This window comes from Actinopolyspora sabaoui (assembly GCF_051225635.1).
In the GTDB taxonomy this organism is placed as follows: domain Bacteria; phylum Actinomycetota; class Actinomycetes; order Mycobacteriales; family Pseudonocardiaceae; genus Actinopolyspora.
The window spans coordinates 15,096-38,351 of sequence record NZ_JBMIHH010000008.1; the positions used below are offsets into that span (position 1 = coordinate 15,096).

Sequence of the window (23,256 nt, forward strand, 5' to 3'; positions counted from 1 at the left end):
CAGAATATTCCGTTTTCATGCATCAGAGCGCCATTGCTGTAGTCGGAGTTTCGTGTCGGTTTCCGGGAGCGGACGACCACCATCGTTTTTGGGGCAATCTCGCAACGGGCCGGTCACATACAGGTGAGGTAACTGGGGATCGCTGGGAGAAGCGGATGTCCCAGTTCTCGGATACGTTCGACGAGTACGCAGCGGGCACATTCACCGGCACGTGGGCCGGTCTGATCGACGATGTCGATGCCTTCGACGCATCGTTCTTCCGGCTCTCGCCGCTGGAAGCCGAGAGCGTCGACCCTCAGCAGCGGATCATGTTGGAGCTGACCTGGTCCTGCCTGGAGGATGCCGCGATTCAGCCTTCCGCTCTGTCGGGTACCGACGTCGGGGTGTTTTTCGGCTCGTTCGGCCTGGACTACAAGGAACTTCAGGAACAGCAGCTGTGCGAGGTGCCCGCGCATCACTCGACAGGAACGGCGGGGGCGGTCATCGCGAACCGGGTGTCTCATTTCTTCGACTTTCGTGGGCCGAGCGTGGTCGTGGATACGGCTTCATCGGCGTCGCTGCATGCGCTACACCTGGCAGTCCAGTCCCTTCAGCAGGGTGAGTGCGGCCTCGCCCTCGCCGGTGGGATCAACCTCGTTCTGACGCCCGCGCGCCACGTCTCGTTCTCCAAGACGGGGATGCTGTCGCCCACCGGTTCCTGCCGCCCGTTCGACGAGCGGGCGGACGGCTACGTTCGAGGTGAGGGTGCTGGCGTCGTCGTGCTGAAGCCGATCGCGGATGCCATTCGAGACGGTGACAGTGTCTACGGCGTCATCACGGGCAGCGCCGTGAACCACAGTGGCCGGACCCGCACGCTGACTTATCCCAGCCCCCAGGCCCAGGCCAAGGTGGTGTCGGATGCGATCGCCCGGGCCGGAATCTCTCCGGACACCATCGGCTACGTGGAGGCCCACGGCACGGGCACGCCGACCGGCGATCCGGTCGAATTCGAGGGGCTGGTCGAAGGTTTCCGCGCAGCGCGGGCCGTGGACGCCGACCCGTGGCAGTACAATGTGTGCGGGCTGGGGTCGGTCAAGCCCAACATCGGCCACCTGGAAGCCGCAGCCGGTATCGCGGGCGTGATCAAGGTCCTGCTGGCAATGAAGCACAAGCAGTTGCCCGGACTGCCGGACTTCCAGGACCTGAACCCGCGCATCGATCTGACAGGCACTCCGTTCAACATCGTGGATTCTCTCCGTGAGTGGGAACCACTGCACTCGGAGAGAGGCGAGCCGCTGCCCCGACGCGCGGGCGTCAGCTCGTTCGGTATCGGTGGCACCAACGCGCACGTGGTGATCGAAGAGGCGCCGCCTGCTGTCGCGGCCGTACCGGAGAGTCGGGTGGCCTACCTCGTTTGTTTGTCCGCCAAAACCGCGAAGGCCCTGCAACGACGGATCCGAGATCTGCGGGAATGGCTCACCGACGAGGAAGCCGGTGTCAGCCTCGCTGACCTCAGCGCCACGTTGCTCCTCGGGCGCGAGCACTTCGATTGCCGGACTGCGCTGGTCGTGCGCGATCGTGACGAGCTCGTGGCACAGCTGACAGCGCTGCTGGAGACCGGAGAAGCCGAGGGCCGCTTCCAGGCGCCCGTGGCCGACCGGGAACGGGATGAAACGGCGCGCTGCGAACACGAAAACGATTTCGACACCGCCATGGATCTGCCGGCCGCGGAACACCGGCAATGGCTGGTGGAGCTGGCCAGGACATTCGTCGAGGGCGACGAGCCTTCCTGGACCGAACTGTTCGAGTCGGTCGGGACACGGCGGCTGCGTTTGCCTACTTATGCGTTCGAACGGCGTCGTTTCTGGTTCACGCCGAACGTCACGGACGAGCTGCCGGGGTCTGCCGAGATCGAACACCCAACGCTCGCAGTCGAGCATGAAGAACCGGTATCGGAGACGACCGTGGACCCACGTCATCGGGACTTGATAGGAGCTGGAGTCCAGCGGAGTCTGGAAGCGGATCTGCGGAGTCTCGCGGGCGACGTGCTGAAGCTCGACGCCGACGAGATCCCTCCGACGGATCGGCTGTCCGACCTGGGATTCGACTCGGTCGGCAACACCCGGCTCGCTGGGCGGTTGAGCGAGTACTTCGGCATCGATGTAACACCGTCGTTGTTCTACGAGCATTTCACGCTGGAGATGCTCAGGGACTACCTGCTCCAGGAGCACACCGGTGCCGTGGTGCGGGTTTACGCGGTCGCCGACGAGGCCGACGCCGCGGATACGGCGGTACCGGTCTCGTCACCGGTGTCCGAGGTTCCTGCGGAGTCCACTGCGGTTACGGAGTCCGTTGCGACGACGGAAACCACCGCGGTTGTGGAAACCACTGTTGGGCCGCGGCCATCGGTCTCCGAAGGCGCTGATGACGGTTCCAACCCGATCGCCGTCATTGGTATGAGCGGACGTTTCCCGCAGGCCCGCACAGTTGATGATTTCTGGCAGCTGCTGGTCGAGGGACGCGATGCGGTGGAGCCGATCCCGGAGCACCGGCTGCGTGGATGGCGCACCGCGGGCGACGGCATCAGAGGTGGATGGGTGCCGGGCGTAGCGGAATTCGATCCGCTGTTCTTCGAGATCCCACCCAAGGAAGCCGAGTCGATGGACCCGCGGCAGCGGTTGTTGCTGCAGGAGGCGTGGCAGGCGCTGGAGGACGCCGGCTACGGGGCGAAGCACTTACGGGACAGCACCATCGGCATGTTCGTCGGAGCCGAGCAGGGCGACTATCAGTGCCTGGCCGAGGACGCGGCGACGCTGACGTCCGGCCACGACGGCATTCTGGCCGCTCGCCTCGCCTATTTCCTCAACTTCTCCGGCCCGGTGCTGACCATCAACACCGCCTGCTCGGCGGGTCTGGCAGCCGTGCACCAGGCGTGTCTGAGCTTGCGCAGTGGTGAGTGTGATACCGCGGTCGCCGCGGGGGTCAATGTTCTCGCCGGTTCCCAGTTCTACGAGCACTCCACCCGAGCCGGGATGCTGTCGGCCGACGGGACCTGCTATGCCTTCGACAAGCGCGCAAATGGGATGGTGATGGCCGAAGCGGTCGCCGCCGTCGTGCTGAAGCCGCTGGAGGCGGCCCTCGCCGACGGTGACCGAGTTCATGCCCTCATCAAGGCCAGCGGTATCAACCACGACGGTCGAACCAACGGCATCACCGCACCCAGTCAGTCCGCTCAGACCGCTCTGCTGGACTCCGTGTATGGGCGGTTCGGCGTGGACCCCGCCGACATCGAGCACGTGGTAGCACACGGTACGGGTACCCGCTTGGGCGATCCCATCGAGGTTAACGCGCTCGCCGAGGCGTTCGGCCGGCATACCGACAAGAACCAGTACTGTGCGCTGACTTCGGTCAAGACGAACATTGGGCACACTCTGGCCGCGTCCGGGGTCGTCAGCCTGATCGCTCTCGTGCAGGGCCTGCGCCATCGCATAATGCCCGCGAGTCTGCACTGCGAGCAGGACAGCGAATACATCGACTGGCAGCACAGCCCGTTCTACGTCAACAAGGAGACCCGGCCGTGGCCCGAGGTGCCGGGGCGCAACCGATCGGGCGCGGTCAGCTCCTTCGGCATCAGCGGAACCAATGCGCACGTCGTCGTCGAGGGATTCGACGCCGGTTCACCAGCGTATCCGGTCGCTTCGCGCCCCTCATATCTGCTGGCGCTGTCGGCGAAGACGGACGAGGCGTTGCGCGAGCGGGTGGCGGACCTGCTCGCGTTTCTGCGCGCCGGTGAGGCGGAGGAGGTGGACCTCGGGCGGGTCAGCAGCACCTTGCTCTCGGGGCGGCACCATTTCGCGTACAGGTGCGCGTTGGTGGCGGCCACCGTCGAGGAAGCCGAGCTCTTACTGCAGCGGATTCTCGACGGCAAGAAGGTTCCCCAGGTGTTCCGGGGAGGGCCGAGCAGGGATTTCCGTCCGCAAACCGCCCTCACCGAGTACGGCAACGAACTGATCGGACGCACTCGCGCGACCGGCGACGAGACCCGATACCAGGACGCGGTGCTCGCCCTGGCCGACCTGTACTGCCAAGGCTACGAACTGAACTGGGAAAGTTTGTTCGGTGACCGGCCGTTGCCGTGCGTGTCGCTGCCCGGCTACCCCTTCGCCCGCGAAGAGTACTGGACCGGCGCTGATCGGTCGGGCCCCGAGCCCGCGCCGTCCCCGGCGACCGCTGCGTTGCACCCGCTGCTGGACAGGAATGATTCGACATTCCAGTCACTACGTTTCAGCAAGCATCTGTCGACCGACGAATTCTTCCTGCGTGATCACGTCGTCGACGGCAAGATCCTGCTCCCGGGCGTTGCCCACTTGGAGATGGCGTACACCGCGGCCCGCATGTCCACCGGCTCGGACACCGTCACTCTGCGCGACATCATCTGGGGACACCCCGTCGTCCTGGCCGATGACGGCTCCCGAACCATAAGTATCGAACTGTCCCTGCTCGAGCAGGATTCGCTCGAGTACGTGATCCACGACGAGTTGGACGGGCAACGAACCGTCTTCTCCCAGGGCCGGGCCATCTGTACTCCCGATCAGCCCACGCGAGTGCCGGGTGGCATCGACATTCCCGCGATCAAGGCCCGGTGCACCGGCCGTCGGGAGAACCCGGAGATCTTCGTGAACTTTCGGGAAGTGGGGTTCGGGTACGGTCCGACGTTCCAGGCCATCGAGACGCTGTACTGCGGTGAGACCGAGGCGCTGGCTCGGCTCGTTCTCGACGAGAGCTTGGAGGACGATTACTCCCGCTTCACCCTGCACCCGTCGCTGTTCGATGCCGCGGTCAATACGCTGCGGGGTATCGGATATCAGGACGGCGTCCTGCGGATTCCGTTCAGTCTCGAAGAGCTGATGGTGTTCGCGCCGATTCCGCGCCGGTCGTATTGCCACGGCACCATTCACCGGATCGGGCGGGACGGCGAGATCAGTGTCGATCTCGCTATCTGTGATGACGATGGGACCGAGTGCGTGAGGCTCACCGGTCTGGTGTTCAAGGAGGTCGCACCAGGCAAGAGCGAGCAGCTGCTGTACTACGTTCCGCGCTGGAGCGAAACCGATGTGGCACTCGCCGAGGACGTGAAACCTCTCGATGCCGGGCGAGTCCTGCTCGTCCTCGACGAGGACGACGCCCGTTCGGAGCGGTTGCGGGCCGACTACTCGGGTTCTGTCGTGCGGGTGAGGTCGGCGGCCCGGTTCGAGGAGATCGCACCGGATCTGTTCGGTGTGGACCGCCGCGACCCGGACGATTTCGACCGACTGCTGGAAGTCTTGGACGAACGTGTGGGGTTGCCGCACGCGATCGTCAACCTGTGGTCGTTGACGTCGGACGACCCTGACCTCACGATCGAACTGGAAAGCGCACTGCATCTGTTCCGAGCCGTGCATCGGACCGGTGCCGCGATCCTGCATCTGTCGGTACTGTCCGACGAGCCGGGGCCGCATCGGGCGGCGGGTGAAGCCCTCGCCGGTTTTGCCAGGGCCATACCGCAGGTGAATCACCTGTTCCGGATGAACAGCCTCCATGTCGCCGGTGCAGGCGACACCGGCACCGTAGTCGACAGCGTGCTGCAGGAACTGTGCGTGGCCGAGGGCGATATGCGGGCCGGGCGGGAGATCCGCCGCGCGGACGGTGTTCGTTCGGAACGGTTGCTCCGGCCGTGGTCCCCGGAAGCGCGCCACGTCGGCTCCGAGCTGCCCCTGAAAGAGGGGGGCGTCTACCTCATCAGCGGCGGGGTCGGAGCCCTGGGGACGATCCTGGGCACCTACCTCGCCCGGCAGTGCCGGGCCCGGCTCGTGTTGCTCGGCCGCCGGGCCTCGGACGACACCGTCCGAGAGAAGATCGCCGCCTTGGAGGAGGCCGGAGCCGAGGTCCTCTACCTTACCTGCGATGTCGCCGATTCCGGCCAGGTGAGCGCGGCGCTCGCTGCGGCACGTGAGCGATTCGGGACTCTGGACGGGGTCTTCCACGGTGCGGGCCTGATCAGTGGCACTCCAGTGCTGGACGTGGACCGTGCTGGCCTCGCAGCGGTGCTCGCGCCGAAACTGCGTGGAACCGTGCACCTCGATGAACTGACCGTCGTGGACTCGCTCGACTTTTTCGTCGCGTTCTCGTCCATCGCCGCGTACGTCGGCGACTTCGGGCAGGGCAGCTACGCGGCCGCCAACCGGTTTCTCGACGGGTATGTCCAACATCGGGAGGGGCTTCGAGAGGAGGGGCTGCGGCACGGCCGGAGCCTCTCGATCAACTGGCCGTACTGGGATGACGGGGGCATGCTCGGTGAACTCGCCGAGGACGGTGCGGCGAAGGCTCTCTATTACGACTACTCGGGCCTGCGTGGCTTGCGTACCGAGGAAGGTATCGAAGCCCTGCTGCGGATCCTCGCCTCCGGTGAGACCCAGGTGATGGTGACCAAGGGGGAGCGCCCGAAGATCGAGAAGGTGCTCCGCGTCGCCGGGGGCGAACACGCTCAGGTGGCGGCGAAACCGGAACAGATCTCCACCGGTGAGCCCGTGGCCGTCGCGAATGCGCTGCCGTCGGTGTCCACGAGTGGCGCGGATGACTTGTTCGATCGGACGGTCGATTATCTGAAAGACCGGTTGTCGCAGGTCTTCGGTATTCCGCAGAGTCGTATCGACACCGCCGCGGAGCTGGGGGACTACGGCATCGAGTCGGTTCAGATCATGGAACTGATGCGTACCCTGGGGAAGGATTTCGAAGCGATCCCGGGGACGTTGTTCTTCGAGTATCGGACGATTCAGGAACTGGCGGGGTACTTCACCGAGCACCAGGCGGCACGGCTGGCCGAGTTGCTGGATCTGCGGCCTACCGCTGCAGCAGAATCGCCGCAGTCGACCACCACCGTACCTGCGGATGATCGACCCGCTGCGCGAGGCGGTTTCACGGCGTCCCGAACCCACGCGGCATCTGCCATGACCAAGCCATCGGCGGCGCGGGCGGATCATGGGACCGCAGATCGCTCCCGTGACGTGGCCATCATCGGTATCAGCGGCCGGTACCCGAGAGCGTGGAATCTCAACGAGCTCTGGAAGGTGCTGGAGCGCGGGGAGGACTGCATCGAGGAGATCCCGCCGCATCGCTGGGACAAGGACGCGTACTACGCCCCCGAGAAAGCGCCCGGCAAGACCGACAGCAAATGGGGCGGCTTCATCGACGGAGCCGAAAACTTCGACGCGTTGTTCTTCAACATGTCCCCGAACCAGGCTGCCGTGACCGATCCTCAGACCAGGCTGTTCCTCCAGGCCACTTGGGAGGCCATGGAGGATGCCGGGTACACGCGGCAGACGTTGACGCCCGGCAAGTCTCGCGACGTCAGTGTGTACCTGGGCATGATGTGGAACGAGTACCAGCTCCTCAGCGGCCGCGATGTCGTCCTGTCCGACCGCGCGGCCGCCGCCAACGCCGTGTCGTATTTCTTCAACCTGCATGGGCAGAGCCTGACTGTCGACACCGCATGCTCCTCGTCGCTGTACGCCATCGCCATGGCGGTCGAGAACATCAGAAGCGGATCCTCCTCCCTTGCGTTCGCCGGCGGAGCCAACCTGTCGCTGCATCCCAACAAATACGTCTCGCTCAGCCAGATGAACTTCTTCGCCAAGGACGGACGATGCCGCTCCTTTGGCGACGGCGGCACCGGTTACGTGCCAGGCGAGGGCGTCGGTTGTGTACTGCTCAAGTCACTCGACAGCGCGATCGAGGACGGGGACCACATCTACGGCGTCATCCGCGGCGTGGCCACTATGCACGGCGGCAAGACCAACGGTATGACCGTGCCCAATCCGCTGGCACAGGCGGACATGGTCACGGCGGCCCTGGAGGATGCCGGAATCTCGGCCGAGGATGTCAGCTACGTCGAGGGCCACGGCACGGGCACCTCGCTCGGTGATCCCATCGAGATCACCGGCCTGACCCGCGCGTTCCGGGAACACACCGGCAAGAAACAGTTCTGCCCCATCGGCTCGGTGAAGTCGAACATCGGCCATCTCGAGGGCGCCGCCGGTGTTGTCGCCGTTACCAAGGTCCTGTTGCAGATGCGGGAGGGAACGCTCGTGCCCTCCTTGCACTCTGAACAGCTGAACCCCTATATCGACTTCCCGAACTCACCGTTCTATGTACAGCAGAAGCTGGAGCCGTGGGAGCGCCGGGTTCGAACGACCGACGGCGGGGCACAGACGTTGCCCCGGATCGCTGGTGTCTCCTCCTTCGGTGCCCACGGCGCGATCGCGCACGTCATCATCGAGGAGTACTTGCCCGAGCGGGATCGGCCCGAACAGCCGGATCGGGATCCGCGTCCGCAACTGATCGTGCTGTCGGCGAAGGACAGCGAGCGGTTGCGGGAGCAGGCCGAGGCGCTGCTCGCGTGGCTGGCGGAGTCCGGTCGTGACGCCGACCTGGTCGATGTCGCCTATACCCTCCAGGTCGGCCGTGAGGCCATGGAGGAGCGTCTCGCCCTGGTCGTGGACGGGCACGATGCCCTGCGTCAGAAACTGCGGGCGTTCCTCGACGACCAATCGGCGGCGGACAATGTCGTTCGCGGCAACGTGCGGCAGCACGCGGAAACCGTTGCTCTGCTCGAAGCCGATGCTCAGATGGGGGAGGTGGTGCAGGGCTGGCTTCGGGAGGCCCGCTACGAGAAGCTGGCCGAGGTCTGGGTCAAGGGCTTGGCGCTGGACTGGGCATCCGTCGCTCGGGACACCGTGCCCCGCCGCATCTCGCTGCCGACCTACCCGTTCGCACAGGAGCGTCACTGGCTGGAAACACCTCCTGCGGGGGCGATCGCACAGCCCGATCCGGTGGCTGTTCCGGCCGGTCCGGCATCGCAGCCAGCCGCCGAAGAGCGAGCTCGGCCCCTGGCCTTCGTGGAGGACTGGGAGCCCGCCGAGCTGGACTCGGTCCCGATGGGTGAGGTGCGCAGCGTCGTTTTCCTGTGCACTGGAGCCGGCCGTCAGGACGAGGTCGCACGGGCCGTACGGGCCCTCGACCCAACCGTTCGCGCACTCTTCGTCGGCTACGGGGAAACCTGTCGCAGGTTGTCTTCGGACTCCTACCAGATCCGCCGGGGCGAAGCCGCCGACATCCGGGAGACCTTCCGGGACATCGCGGCGGGGCAGGCCGGAATCGACGCCATCGTGAGTCTGGAGGCACTGGAATCCGGTGCGGTGAGCGGCGATTTCAGCGACGTCGTCCTGACCATCCAGGCCATCGCCGAATCCGGGATCGACGCAGCGCGTCTCGTGATCGCAGGCCAGTACCACGACGGCGTGGAGCGCGCGTTGATCGAGGCGAACCTGGGCTTCGAGCGCTCGGTGGGCCTGGTGATGCCGAACTCGTCCGTCGTCGCAGTGCTTCAGGACGGGGCCGATCCGCACCGACCGGCGGACGTCGCCACCTGGATCGAGCGGTTGTTCGCCGAGTTGCACCAGGACGAGCCGGTCAGTGCGCTCTATCGTGACGGGCAACGCTTCGTTACCCGGGTCCGGGAGGCCGTACCGGCCGAAGACCGTCCAAGTGTCCTGCGGCACGGCGGTACCTATCTGATTACCGGTGGATGCGGGGGGCTGGGTTTGATCGTCGCCCGGCATCTCACCGAGCACTTCGCGGCGAACCTGGTCCTCACCGGGCGCTCCCCGTTGGACGAGTCCCGGCGGGAGGCGTTGCGCGAACTCGGACCGCGCGTGTCGTACTCGCAGGCCGACGTCGCCGATCCACACGACATGAAGAGAGTGCTGGAGCAGGCGCGCCAGCGTTGGGGAGCCGTGCACGGTGTCGTCCATGCCGCCGGTGTTCAGAGCGAGGACAGCATCCTGCAGAAGGACCTGCACTCCTTCGACAGCGTTCTGGCCCCCAAGATCAGGGGCACGCTCGCACTGGACGAGGCGCTGGTTGGTGAGCCCCTGGACTTCGTCTGTTACTTCTCCTCCGTCGCCGCTGTCATCGGTGATTTCGGTAGCTGTGATTACGCGGTCGGCAACCGTTTCCAGATGGCCTACGCCAGGCACCGTGCTGCCCAGGTGGACAGCGGCCGGTCGTTCGGCCGGACCGTGGTCATCAACTGGCCGCTGTGGCGCGAAGGCGGTATGGGCTTCGACGACGACACCACCACGATGCTGCTGCGGTCCAGCGGCCAGGACTTCCTGGAGACCACGGACGGCCTCGCGCTGTTCGAGCGTTTGCTGTCCCAGCGAAACACTGGTTATCTGATCGTGGTCGGCAAGCCGAGCCGGGTGTCCCAGTTCCTGGGGCAGACACCGCCGGACGACACCCCTGCCCGGTCGATCACGAGTACCGCCGCGCCCCGGCCCGCCGTGTCCGTCGACGTAGGCGTGCTGGCGGGTTCCGCTCCCGACATCGAGGAATGCCTGGAGAAGGACTTGCGGCAGGTCGTCGGCCGCACGGTCAATCTGTCGCCCGACCGACTCCACGATGACGACAACCTCGCCGACTACGGCTTCGACTCGGTGAGCCTGGCCGAACTGGCCGCTCAGCTGGGCAAGCATTTCGGGGTCGCAATCACGCCTGCGCTGTTCTTCAGCCATTCCACGTTGGCGAAGTTGAAGAGGTATTTCGCCACCGAGCACGCAGACCGGCTCGCCGCTCTCTACGGTGGCAGCGCTGCCGCTTCCGAACCGGCTGCCGCTCCCGAGCCGAATGCTGTCGCCTCCGAACCGTCCGCAGAGGATTCGGTTCGGCCGCAGGAGACTTCGACGGACAACGGCGAGGCCGTCGCGATCATCGGAATGAGTGGACGGTTCCCAGGCGCCGACGATCCCGATCAGCTGTGGTCGGTTCTCGAGGAAGGCCGCGATGTCGTCAGCGGGGTCGCTCGTGAGCGCCTCGACCTCTGGGACGAACCACACGACAGCCCGTTCGCGGCCTTCCGCGTCGGGCAGCTGTCCGGTCCGGACGAGTTCGACCCCCTGTTCTTCGAGATCTCCCCCAAGGAAGCGCGGACTATGGACCCGCGTCAGCGGCTGCTGCTGCAGGAGTCATGGCGTGCGCTCGAGGACGCGGGATGGACGCCAGAGGCCACTCACAGAATCGGCATGTTCGCCGGTGTCGAGCAGGGTGACTACGAAGATCTCGACCCCGGGGCCGGGACCGTAACCGCTAACCACGATGGCATCCTCGCCGCGCGGCTGTCGTATTTTCTGGGTTTGAACGGACCGGTGATGGCCGTCAATACCGCCTGCTCCTCGGGGCTCGTCGCCGCCCATCAAGCGGGTGCGAGCATCCGCAACGGCGAGTGCGAGGTCGCCCTCGCCGCGGGGGTCAGTCTGATCACGACACCGCGGGTGCTGACCCACACCCAGCAGGCCGGCATGCTGTCCGAGGACGGCGTCACCTACGCCTTCGACAAACGCGCCAACGGTATGGTGCTCGGCGAGGCCGTTGCCGTGGTCGCATTGAAACGGTTGTCGGCGGCGGTCGCCGATGGCGACCGGATCTACGGCGTGATCCGTGGCAGCGGCATCAACTACGACGGTCGATCGAACGGCATCACCGCACCGAACGGCGAAGCGCAGGTCGAGCTGCTCCGCGACACCTACCGTCGGTACGGCATCGACCCGGCGGACATCGAGTACATGGTCGCCCACGGCACTGGTACTCGTCTCGGCGATCCCGTCGAGGTCAACGCGCTCAAAGACGTCTTCCGGGAAGCTACTGGCAAGCGGCAGTACTGCGCCCTGACGTCGGTCAAGCCGAACGTCGGGCACACGCTGGCAGCTTCCGGACTCGTGAGCCTCATCGCGGTCCTGCAGGCGATGCGTCACGAGACGATCCCCACGTCCCTGCACTATGAGCGGGAAAACGACTACATCGACTGGAAAGACGGCCCGTTCTTCGTGAACACGGTGAACCGGCCGTGGCCCGAAGTGACCGGACGCACAAGGACCGCCGCGCTCAGCTCGTTCGGTATGAGTGGCACCAACGCGCACATGGTCGTGGAGAGTCATCCGGTGCGGGACCCCGACGATTCCGGGGCGGCGTCGGCACATCTGCTGGCCGTGTCGGCCAAGTCGGAGGAGTCACTGCGGCAGCGTGTTGCCGACCTGATCGATTTCTTGGAGGACGCCACGCATCCGCACGATCTGCGTGCGGTCGGTGCGACACTGCTCGGCAGACGGTCCCATTTCCCGTACCGCTGTGCGGTCGTGGCCGCAGACACCGCCGAAGCGGTCGATCTGCTGCGGCGGTGGGCGAGGGACGAGTCGGGCCCCGAGATCTTCACAGGACATGTCCCCAAGAGTTTCGTTCCCCTCGGTGAAGTTCGGCAGGCGGGTGACCAGCTGCTGGAGGCGGCGTCCGGGCTGCGTCACGACGCCGCTGCGTACCGGGACGCGTTGTGTGGCGCGGCCAAGACGTACTGCCAGGGATACGATTTGAGCTGGCGGCTGCTGTTCGGCGCATCGCGTACCGTGCCGGTGGCACTTCCGGGCTACCCCTTCGCCAAGAGGCGGCTGTGGCAGCAACGCACCTCGCGGTCCGCGGCGAGCGTGGCGCTCCAGACCGTCTCCGGCGGTTCGGCACTGCGGCCTGTCCCGACCGATTCGATGGCACCGCGATTCGGCGTGACACTGACCGGGACGGAATACTTTCTGCGTGACCACGTCGTGGCGGGGGAGAAGGTCCTGCCGGGGGTCGCCCATCTGGAGCTGGTTCGCGCTGCCCACGAGATCGCGAACTCCGAGTCGCAGCGCGGTGCCTCTGCTGCGGAGTTTGCTGCTCCTTCGGACGGGGAACAGGATCAGCCGGCTGCGGTCACGATCCGGGATGTGGTGTGGCGACGGCCGGTCAAGGTCGGCGACGGTCCGCTGGACCTGGAGGTGGCATTCGACGGAACCGCTGGTTACCGGGTCCTGGAGTCGCGGGCAGACGGTCGTGAGGTCGTGTACAGCCAGGGCCGGATCGAGGCCGGTGCGGCACCGGTAACCGAGCGGCTCGATCTGGCGGGGCTCCGGGCCGAGTGCGGCCTGTACGAGATCGCCGGAGAGGAGGCGTACCTCGCCTACCGACGTCAAGGGATAGCGTACGGACCTTCGTTCCAAGGACTGGTGCGGCTGTTCGTGGGCGAGGCGCAGGTGCTCGCCGAACTCGCACTGCCGGACCTGCCGGAGCCCGCACCGGGCAGTGCACTGCTGCATCCCGGGCTGCTGGACGCCGCGCTGCAGGCATCCCTCGGACTCGGGGAAGGAAACGAGGGCCTGCGTCTTCCTTATGCCGTCGGTGCGGTCGAGATCCTCGGGCCGTGTGAGCCGGTGATGTATGCCTGGCTGCACCGCACCGAGCGCAGCGGCGAGCGGTTCGACGTCGACTTCTGCGACGCGCAGGGCGAAATTCGCGTGCGAATCAGAGCATTCAGCACCCGACCGCTGCGCGCCGCGCCCGAGGTCGAGCCGATGTCCGAGCGGTCCGTTGACGACGGGCGATTGACGATGCTGGCACCGGACTGGGAGGAGATACGGTTACCGTCCGGTCGTGCCGGGGAAGGGAACCTCTCGGAGAGCTGGACCCTCTTGGTCGGAGACGATCCGGAGGTGCTGGCCGACGTGCTCACCGACCGCGAGAACGTCGACGTACTGTTGCTGCGGCCCGACGAGACCGTCGACGGTCTGCGGGCACGGCTGGCCCGCAGATCCTACGGCAGTATCGTATGGCTCGCGTGGAGCCCCACACCAGTAGCACCGGACAGCGAGGAGCTGATTTCCCGGCAAGAGCGGGGAGTCTACGCCTGCTTCCGTCTGGCCAAGGCGCTGCTCGCCCTCGGCTACGAAAAACATCCGCTGGAATGGACGGCCCTGACCGTTGGCAGCCAGTTCGTTGTCGATGGCGACCGAATCGATCCCACCCACACCGGTGTGCACGGACTACTGGGATCACTGGCCAAGGAGAATGTGCGGTGGCAGGTACGCCTCGCCGACGTGGCGGAGCTACGCGACGATGTCGTCGAGGAAGCGCTGCGTCTGCCGGTGGACTCCTCCGGCTTCAGCTGTGCGCACCGCGGCGGGCGCTGGTACCGGCAGACTCTCACCCACGTAACGCTCGATAACGCCGGTGAGGAAGTGCCGTACCAGCGTAACCGCGTGTATGTGGTCATCGGGGGCGCAGGCGGTCTGGGAGCTGTCTGGACGGAGCACGTGGTGCGTCACTACGGGGCGCAGGTGGTCTGGATCGGCCGCCGCGACGAGGACGAGGCCATCCGTGCCAAGATCCACGAGTTGGCTCTGCTGGGGCCAGCGCCGTGGTATCTGCAGGCCGACGCCACCGACGGGCAGGCGTTAGCCGCTGCGGTCGCGCGGATCAAGACGCGGTTCCCGCAGATCCACGGTGTCGTGCACTCCGCCCTCGCGCTGCTCGACCAGAGTGTGGCCGGGATGTCCGAGGAGCGTTTCCGGGCGGCAGTGCGTGCGAAGCTGGATATCAGCGTGCACATGGCGCGGGAATTCGCCGCCGAACCGCTGGATTTCGTGCTCTTCTTCTCCTCGGCCAACTCGTTTCAGCGGTCCGCGGGACAGAGCAACTACGTGTGCGGCTGCGTGTTCACGGATGCCTTCGCGCTGCTGTGGCAGCAGACCCGCTCCACCAGTGTGAAGGTGGTGAACTGGAGTTACTGGGGCAGCGTCGGAGTCGTCGCCACGGACGGCTATCACCGGAGGATGGCGCATAGCGGCATCGGTTCCATCGAGCCGGCCGAGGGCATGGCGGCGCTGGATCTGCTGCTTTCCGGGCCGTACCACCAGCTCGTCGTCGAGAAGACCACGGCCGCACAGCGAACAGTGGAGGTGGCCGAGCCCGCGCCGGACAGTGTGCACGGTCGGCAGCTACAGCGTGTGCTTGACGACAGCGGAAGCGCCCGGGGATTCGACGACGCCTTGCTCTGCGAACTGCTGTTGGTACAACTGCGGACGCTGGGGATGAGCGAGGAGGGCGTGACGGCCGACGATCTCGGGGCGGTACTGAAACCGGGCGATGGCTACGATCGCTGGCTGGAAACCAGCCTGCGAACCCTCACCGAGCACGGGTACCTGGCGTCCGGCTCCGAGCGTTACATCCCGACGGGCCATGGACGGGCCGACACCGCCGCGTGGCAGCGCTGGGAGGAAGTGTGTCGGCAGAGCGGTGGCACCAATCCCTATGTCAACTTGCTGGACCCGGTGATCCGCGCGCTTCCCGACATCCTCACGGGACGTCGTCCCGCGACCGATGTCATCTTCCCCGACTCGTCGATGGCCCTGGTACGGGGGCTGTATCGTGACTGTGACAGTGCGACGGCGCTGAACGAAGTCGTGGCGGAGCTGGTGACGAACCGTGTCGGGGACCTGCTCGGCCGCGACCCCGACCACCGGGTCCGGATCCTCGAGGTCGGTGCCGGCTGCGGCGGCACCAGCGAGCAGGTGCTGCGGCTGTTGGCCCCGTACCGCGACAACGTGGTGGAATACTGCTACACCGACGTCTCGCAATACTTCTTGCGCAACGGACGGCAGGAGTTCGGCGACGACTACCGGTATATCCGGTTCGAGCTGTTCGACGTCGAGCAGGACCCCGCCGCGCAAGGCTTGCGTGCCGGTGACTACGACATCGTCGTTGCCACCAACGTCCTGCACGCCACGCGGGATGTCCGGATGGCTGTGCGCAATGTCGGGGCGCTGTTGGCCGGAGACGGCGCACTCGTGCTCAACGAGCTGGCGGCCGGCACCCTGTTCCTGCACCTGACCTTCGGGCTGCTCGACGGGTGGTGGCTGTACGAGGATCCCGAATTGAGGATCCAGGGTTGTCCGGGACTGGCTCCCGGCACCTGGCGCAGGGTGCTGGAAGAACAGGGCTTCACTGCGGTCTCCTTCCCCGCCGAGCCGGTCCACGACGCCGGGCACCAGATTGTCGTGGCACAAGCCGGTGAACCGGCGAGAGCGCCCGAGTCGGTGGCAGCGCCCGCGGCGGAGAGCGCAGGCGACCCGCACGAGTGGGTGGAGCGCGTGATCCTCGCGCAGGTGGAGAAGCTGTTGGAGCTGGACCGCCGCGAGATCTCCGAAGAGGATGCGTTCTCCGACTACGGCGTGGACTCGATCCTCGGCGTCGAACTGATCGGGCAGCTCAATGGTCGCCTGGGCGGGGTACTGGTCCCGACAGACCTGTTCGATCACGGCTCGGTGCGGCGCTTGGCGGCCTATGTGGCCGAAACCTTCCCGGAGCAGGCGCGGGCGTTGGCTGATGTGGGTGCTCCCAGCGGCACGTCGGGCCCGGATGTCGTGCAAGCGACGGCTCCGCCGGCCGCGCACGAGACCGTTGTCGGGGTGAACGCCGCGTCGCAGACCTCGGACACCGGGTTCACCGCTGCGGTCACGACCGCAGCGACCGTCGCGCCGCAGCCGGATGATTCTGCCGACGGCCCCGAACCGATCGCGATCGTCGGTATGAGCGGGAGATTCGGTACAGCCGAGGACGTCGACCAACTGTGGCAGCACTTGGTCGACGGTCGCAGCCTGGTCGGTGAGATCTCGCGTTGGGACCTCTCCGCATTCGTCCCCCCCGGTGCTTCCTACCCGAGGTACGCCGCGTTGATGGACGGCATCGACCGGTTCGACCCGGCGTTCTTCCAGATCTCGGGCCTGGAAGCCGCGTACATGGACCCCCAGCAGCGCATGGTGCTGGAGGAGTCCTGGAAGGCCCTTGAGGATGCCGGGTACGCTGGGGAGGCCATCCGTGGCCGGCCGTGCGGCGTCTACATCGGTACCCAGGTCAGCGATTACCTGACCGGATCCGGACAGGACACACCTGCCCAGGCCATGTGGGGCAACGCCGAGGCGATCATCCCGGCCCGCGTCTCCTACGCGCTGGACCTGCAAGGTCCCGCCCTCGCCGTCGACACCGCGTGCTCCGGCTCCCTCGTTGCCCTGCACACCGCGTGCCAGGCGCTACGCGCCGGCGAGGTCGGCATGGCCTTGGCCGGCGGGGTTTCGGTGCAGTGCACACCCGGTTACTACCTGGACGCCCACAAAGCCGGGATGTTGTCGGAAACCGGGCAGTGTCACACCTTCGACGAGCGTGCCGACGGCTTCGTACCGGGCGAGGGGGTCGGCGTCGTCGTGCTCAAACCGCTGCGCGACGCTCTCAGCGACGGCGACCATATCCACGGTGTGGTGCGCGGCTCGGGGATCAATCAGGACGGCACCTCCAACGGCATCACCGCGCCGAGCGCCAAGGCCCAGGAACGGCTCGAACGCGAGGTCTACGACACGTTCGGGATCGACCCCGCCGGAATTGATCTGGTCGAGGCCCACGGCACGGGTACCCGGCTCGGTGACCCCATCGAGTTCCAGGCACTGACCCGAGCATTCCGGCACCACACCGACGAACGGGGATACTGTGCCCTGGGGTCGATCAAGACCAATATCGGGCACGCGGCACCGGCCTCCGGAATGGCGGGACTGATCAAGGTTCTGCTGGCCCTGCGTCACCGGGAACTTCCGCGTTCGCTGCACTTCGAGCAGGGCAACACCCACATCGAGTTCGAGGGCAGCCCGTTCTACGTCAATACCGAGCACCGCCCGTGGGCAAGCGAGCCGGGCCGTCCGCGGCTTGCGGCGTTGAGCTCTTTCGGATTCAGCGGCACCAACGCCCATGTGGTGCTCGAGCAGGCCCCCGATCGACCGCGTCAGGCGGTTTCGACCGCTGCGGACCATCTCGTGACGCTGTCCGCTTTCTCCCGCGAGCAGGTGCGTAACCAGGCGCAACGCCTGGCGGAGCAGCTGCGCAGACACCCGGATACCGCTCTCGGCGACATCAGCATGACCTTGTTGCTCGGCAGGCGGCACTGCCCTGTCCGGCTGGCGTGCGTCGTCGGCGATACGGCCGAACTGGTGACGGCGCTGGACCGGTGGCTCGTCGATGGACATGCGGAGCACGTTCGGTTCGCCGATCTCACAGAGATCACGACAAGTCCGCAACCGGCGTCGAAACAGTTCGGCGAGCACTGCCTGCGGCAGTGCGCCGAGGGAGCCGCCGGGGCGATCCGCCGGGAACACCTCGAAGCAGTGCGTGACCTCTATCTCCAGGGCTACGAACTCGAGTATGCGCGATTGTTCGAGGCGGGAACCTACCGGCGTGTCCCGCTGCCCGTGTATCCGTTTCAGCGGCAACGTCACTGGTTACCCGAGCAGGGCACACCTCCGCGCGCGGAACACCTGTCCACGTCGAGCAGCTCTCGGGAGGCCCACCACCAGGCTCTGGCGCCACTGTGGATCAGGGAAGAGGCCCCCGGAGCGGGTCGAATTCCCGATGGTGATCTCGTGGTCATGGGGGGCGACGCCGCGGATCGGGCCGCCCTCGCGGCCGAACGCCCCGACGCGCACTTCCTCGCGGATCCAGGTGCGTTGGGTGCCGAGACTCTGGTCGAGCAGCTGCGACGGGTGGGAACGTTGCGGCACGTCGTGTGGATCTCGCCCGACTCCGCCGCTGGCGGGGTGCAGCGCATCAACGTCGGTGTGCTCGCGTTCTTCCGGCTGATCAAGGCGCTGTTCGCCTCGGGCCACGGCGGAGCGGACCTGGCTTGGACCGTGGTGACCCGGCAGACCCAGTCCGTGCTCGGCGGCGAGCCGGTGTTACCCGCCGACGCTGGTGTGCTGGGCCTGGCCGAGGTGATGGCGAAGGAACTGCCCAACTGGAACGTCAAATCCTTCGACCTCGGCGTAACGGATCAGCTTCCGGTACGGACCTTGCTCGCGGCCCCAGCCCAGAGCGTGCGGGCTTTGCACAATGGTCAGTGGTTCCGCCGGGGGCTGTCCCCGGTCGATCTGCCCGAAGCGAGCCGCTCACCGTACCGAGAGGGCGGTGTCTACGTCGTTGTCGGCGGCGCGGGCGGTATCGGGCGGCTCTTCAGCGAGCACCTGATCCGGAACTACGGAGCCCGGATCGTCTGGATCGGCCGCAGGGAGCGGAATGCTGTCCAGACGGAGATCGACCGATTGGCCGGATTGGGCCACGCGCCGTGGTATGTCCAGGCGGACGCCGCTGATCCGGACTCGCTGCTGACCGCGTACGCCCAGATCAGACAGCACTTCGGTGTCGTTCACGGCGTGGTCCACTCCGCATTCGGGCTGGTGGACCAGAGTCTGTCCAACACCACCGAGCAGCAGTTCCGGCAGGGACTGCGTGCCAAGATCGACGCGGGTATCGGTATGGCGGAGGTCTTCGACACCGACGAGCTGGACTTCATGCTGATCTTCTCCTCGATCGCGTCGGTCAGCCCGTCCATGGGGTACTGCAGTTACGTGGCCGGCAACGCTTTCCAGGATGCTCTTGCCCTGCGGTTGTCCGGGGAACGCAGGTGCGCGGTCAAGGTGGTCAACTGGGGCTACTGGGGCGCCGTCGGCAGTGGCCTGGAAGTGCCCGAGCACGTCCGTGAGCGCATCTACGAGCAGGAAGGACTCGGCGATATCGACCCCGGGCGGGCGATGGACGCGGTCGAGCGACTGCTGGCCGCCCCGCTCGATCAGATGGTCTACCTGAACACCAGCAAGCCGGAACGATTCGATGCCTACACCGATCGGGAGTCGGTCCGTGCGCTGGGAACGCCGCGGCGCGGCAGCGAACCGCTCGTCTCGCTGCTGCCGTCGCGCGGCGAATCGTTGCAGAGCGTGCAAACGCAGGCCAAGTCCAAGCTACTCACCCTCGATGCGCTGCTCACCCGGCTGTTGTGGTGCACCCTGCACGGCCGCGGCTGGATCGGCGACGGTGTCTTCGACGCCGAGTCGCTCCGGCTCGCCAACGGGATCATGGACAAGTACGACCGCTGGCTGTCGGAGACCCTGAGGCTCTTCGCCCGGGAAGGCTGGATCATGGAGACCGGCACCGGCTACCGTGGTCCAGCAGCCGAGCCCCTCGATGCCGACGCTGTCTCGGCCGAATGGGAGCGCAGCAAGCGCGAATGGCTCGCCGATCGTGAGTTGCGGGCATCGGTCGAGCTTGTCGACAAGACGCTGCCCGCCTTGACCGACATCCTCACTGGCAGCACCCCCGCCGTCGATGTGATCTTCCCCGACTCCTCGTTGAACCTGGTCGACGGCATCTACAAGTCCAATATGATCGCCGACTACTTCAACGACGTCGTCGGTGACTGTGTCGTTGCCCTGATCGAGCGCGCCCTGGCCCAGGACCCCGCCGCCGAGGTGCGCGTTCTGGAAGTCGGTGCCGGAACAGGAGGCACCACCGCCACGGTCCTGCACCGGATCCAGCCCTACCGGCAGCACGTCGGCGAATACTGCTATACCGACGTGTCCAAGGCTTTCCTCACCCACGGCGAGCGCGAATTCGGTGCGGAACACCCCTACCTGCGTTGCGAGGTCTTCGACGCCGGTCAGCCGGTCGCTGAGCAGGGGTTCGGCGAAGGCGGGTACGACCTGGTCATAGCCACCAACGTGCTGCACGCCACCGAGGACATCCGTACGTCGCTGCGCAACAGCAAAGCGTTGCTGAAACCCGGCGGGGCCCTGCTCGTCAACGAGATCAACGGCTACTCGGTGTTCGGCATGCTGACGTTCGGACTGTTGGACGGCTGGTGGCTCTACGCCGACCCCGAGATTCGCGACACCGGCGGCCCCGGTCTGCAGCCGGACACGTGGAAGTCCGTCCTCGAATGGGAGGGCTTCGAGGACGTCGAGTTCGTCGCGCGCGACGCGCATGCGCTCGGCCAGCAAGTCGTGGTCGGCTGCAGCGACGGCCTGATACGCCAGGTTCGTGACGGCCGGTCGGGCCGCGAGGCCGAAGCGGCGGACGAGCCCGATACCGCGCCGCAGCCGACGTCTCCGGCGACACAGTCCGCAGAGCCCACACACACCAGGGTGGACGAGGCGGTGTTCGCAGCGGCCGTGCGTGCCTACCTGTCGGACCTCATCGGACGGACGCTGCGGATTCCGGTCGATTCGATCGATGCGCGCGAGCCGCTGTCCACCTACGGCATCGACTCCATTCTAGTCATGCAACTGCTGAACAGCCTCGAGAAGGACCTGGGGGAGTGCAGCAGCACACTGTTCTTCGAGTACCGCACGATCGAGGCGCTCACCGAGTATTTCGTCACCGAGCGCGGCGAAACAGTGGCACGCGCTCTCGGCCTCGCGCCAGCCGCCGCACCGGCAGCGCCGGTGGTCGATGAGGAGGCGGCCGTGCTCACGCCGAGTCCGCCGCCCCCGGCATCGGAACCGGCATCCCGGGGAATCGCGATCATCGGAATGAGCGGGCGCTTCCCGCAGGCCGAGACCCTGGACGCTTTCTGGGAGAACCTGTGCGCGGGCCGAAACACCGCGACAGAGATCCCCGCGGACCGGTGGCCCCTCGAATCCTTCTACGAGCCCGACAAGGAGAAGGCCGCCGCGGAAGGCAAGAGTTACAGCAAGTGGGGCAGCTTCCTCGAAGGATTCGCCGATTTCGACCCGCTGTTCTTCGAGATGACGCCGAATGAGGCCCTCCAGATCGACCCGCAGGAGCGGCTGTTCCTGCAGGAGACGTGGCGAGCATTCGAGGACGCGGGTTATCCGCGGGCCCGCATCGAGGAGCAGCACCACGGCAGAGTCGGAGTCTTCGCCGGCATCACCCGGGCCGGGCACAACTTGTACGGTCCGGAACGGTGGAGCAGGGGTGACACCACCTACCCGTACACTTCCTTCGGGTCGTCGGCCAACCGCGTGTCGTTCAAACTGAACTTGAACGGCCCGAGCATGCCAGTCGACACGATGTGCTCCTCTTCCCTGACCGCGCTGCACGAAGCGTGCGAGCACCTGCTGCACGGTGACTCCGAGATGGCAGTGGCCGGTGGCGTGAATCTCTATCTGCACCCGTCGAGCTACATCAACCTGTGCAACCTGGAGATGCTCGCCGACGGGGACCGATGCCGCAGCTTCGGCGCCGCAGCCAACGGGTTCGTCCCCGGCGAGGGGGTCGGCGCGCTCGTCCTCAAGCGCCTCGACGATGCTGAGCGCGACGGTGACCACATTCATGCCGTCATCCGCGGCACGAGCATCAACCACGGCGGGACCACCAACGGTTACACCGTGCCGAACCCGGTCGCTCAGGGCAGGGTCATCCGTTCGGCGTTCGATCGGGCCGGTGTCGATGCCCGGACGATCAGCTACATCGAAGCCCACGGCACCGGCACCGCGCTCGGTGATCCGATCGAGATCAACGGCCTGAACAGGGCGTTCTCCCAGGACACCCAGGACGTGCAGTTCTGCGCGATCGGCTCGGTCAAGAGCAACATCGGCCACGCCGAAGCGGCCGCCGGAATCGCGGGTGTGTTCAAGACGCTGTTGCAGCTGCGACACGGTCAACTCGTCCCCAGCCTGCACGCCGAGGAACCGAATCCGAACATCCACTTTGGCTCCACTCCGTTCGCCCTTCAACGGGAGCTGGCGCCGTGGCAGCGGCCTGTCGTCCCCATGGACGGTGTCGTTCGCGAGGTGCCGCGCCGGGCTGGGGTCTCGTCCTTCGGCGCGGGCGGTGCCAACGCACACGTGATGATCGAAGAGTACGTGCACGGACAACGGACCGTGAGCAGTGCCGGGCCGGTCGTCGTCGTCCTGTCCGCCAAGGATGAGCAACGGCTCACCGAACAGGCGAGCAACCTGCTGCGGTGGCTTTCTGCGGGTGAGCGGGAGGAAGTGGCACTGGCCGATATCGCGTACACCTTGCAGATCGGACGCGAAGCCATGACCGAGCGCCTGGGCACCGTCGTCAACTCGTACGCCGAGTTGACCGAGCGTCTGCGGACGTTCCTCGAACCTCCCGGGAGTGGCCGGGGCCTACACAGAGGCCGGGCCGGGCGCACCGACCGCGGGGTGTCCGCACTCATCGCCGACGAGGACATGAGCGCGGTCACCGGGAAGTGGCTCGCCGAAGGCAAGTACGCGAAGGTGCTCGACCTGTGGGTGAACGGCTTCGAGGTGGACTGGCGTCGTATGTATTCCGGGAGATCGCCGCGGATTGTTCCCCTGCCGACGTACCCCTTCGCACGCGAGCGGTACTGGATCGTGGAGCAGCCGGTCGGCTCCGGAACCGGCGCCCCGGACGGAGCGGCCGAGAGCGCGGAGTCGCCGATCGACGACATACTGGATAACTTTCTCAGCGGCTCTCTGAGCATCGAAGCCGCCGCCGAGCACATTCGGCTGTCCGCCGAGAACGGCAACGGCCGGAACACCTACGACGGGGGGCGCTGAC

General features: G+C 66.3%; 1 protein-coding gene. It reads left to right on the plus strand.

From position 1 onward, the window contains the following. Positions 1–17: 17 nt before the first annotated feature. Positions 18–23,255 carry an SDR family NAD(P)-dependent oxidoreductase gene (locus ACOQFL_RS16065; protein WP_435544989.1) on the plus strand — a complete coding sequence of 7,746 codons (23,238 nt, stop codon included), beginning with the start codon at positions 18–20 and terminating at the stop codon, positions 23,253–23,255. The last annotated feature ends 1 nt before the right edge of the window (position 23,256 follow it).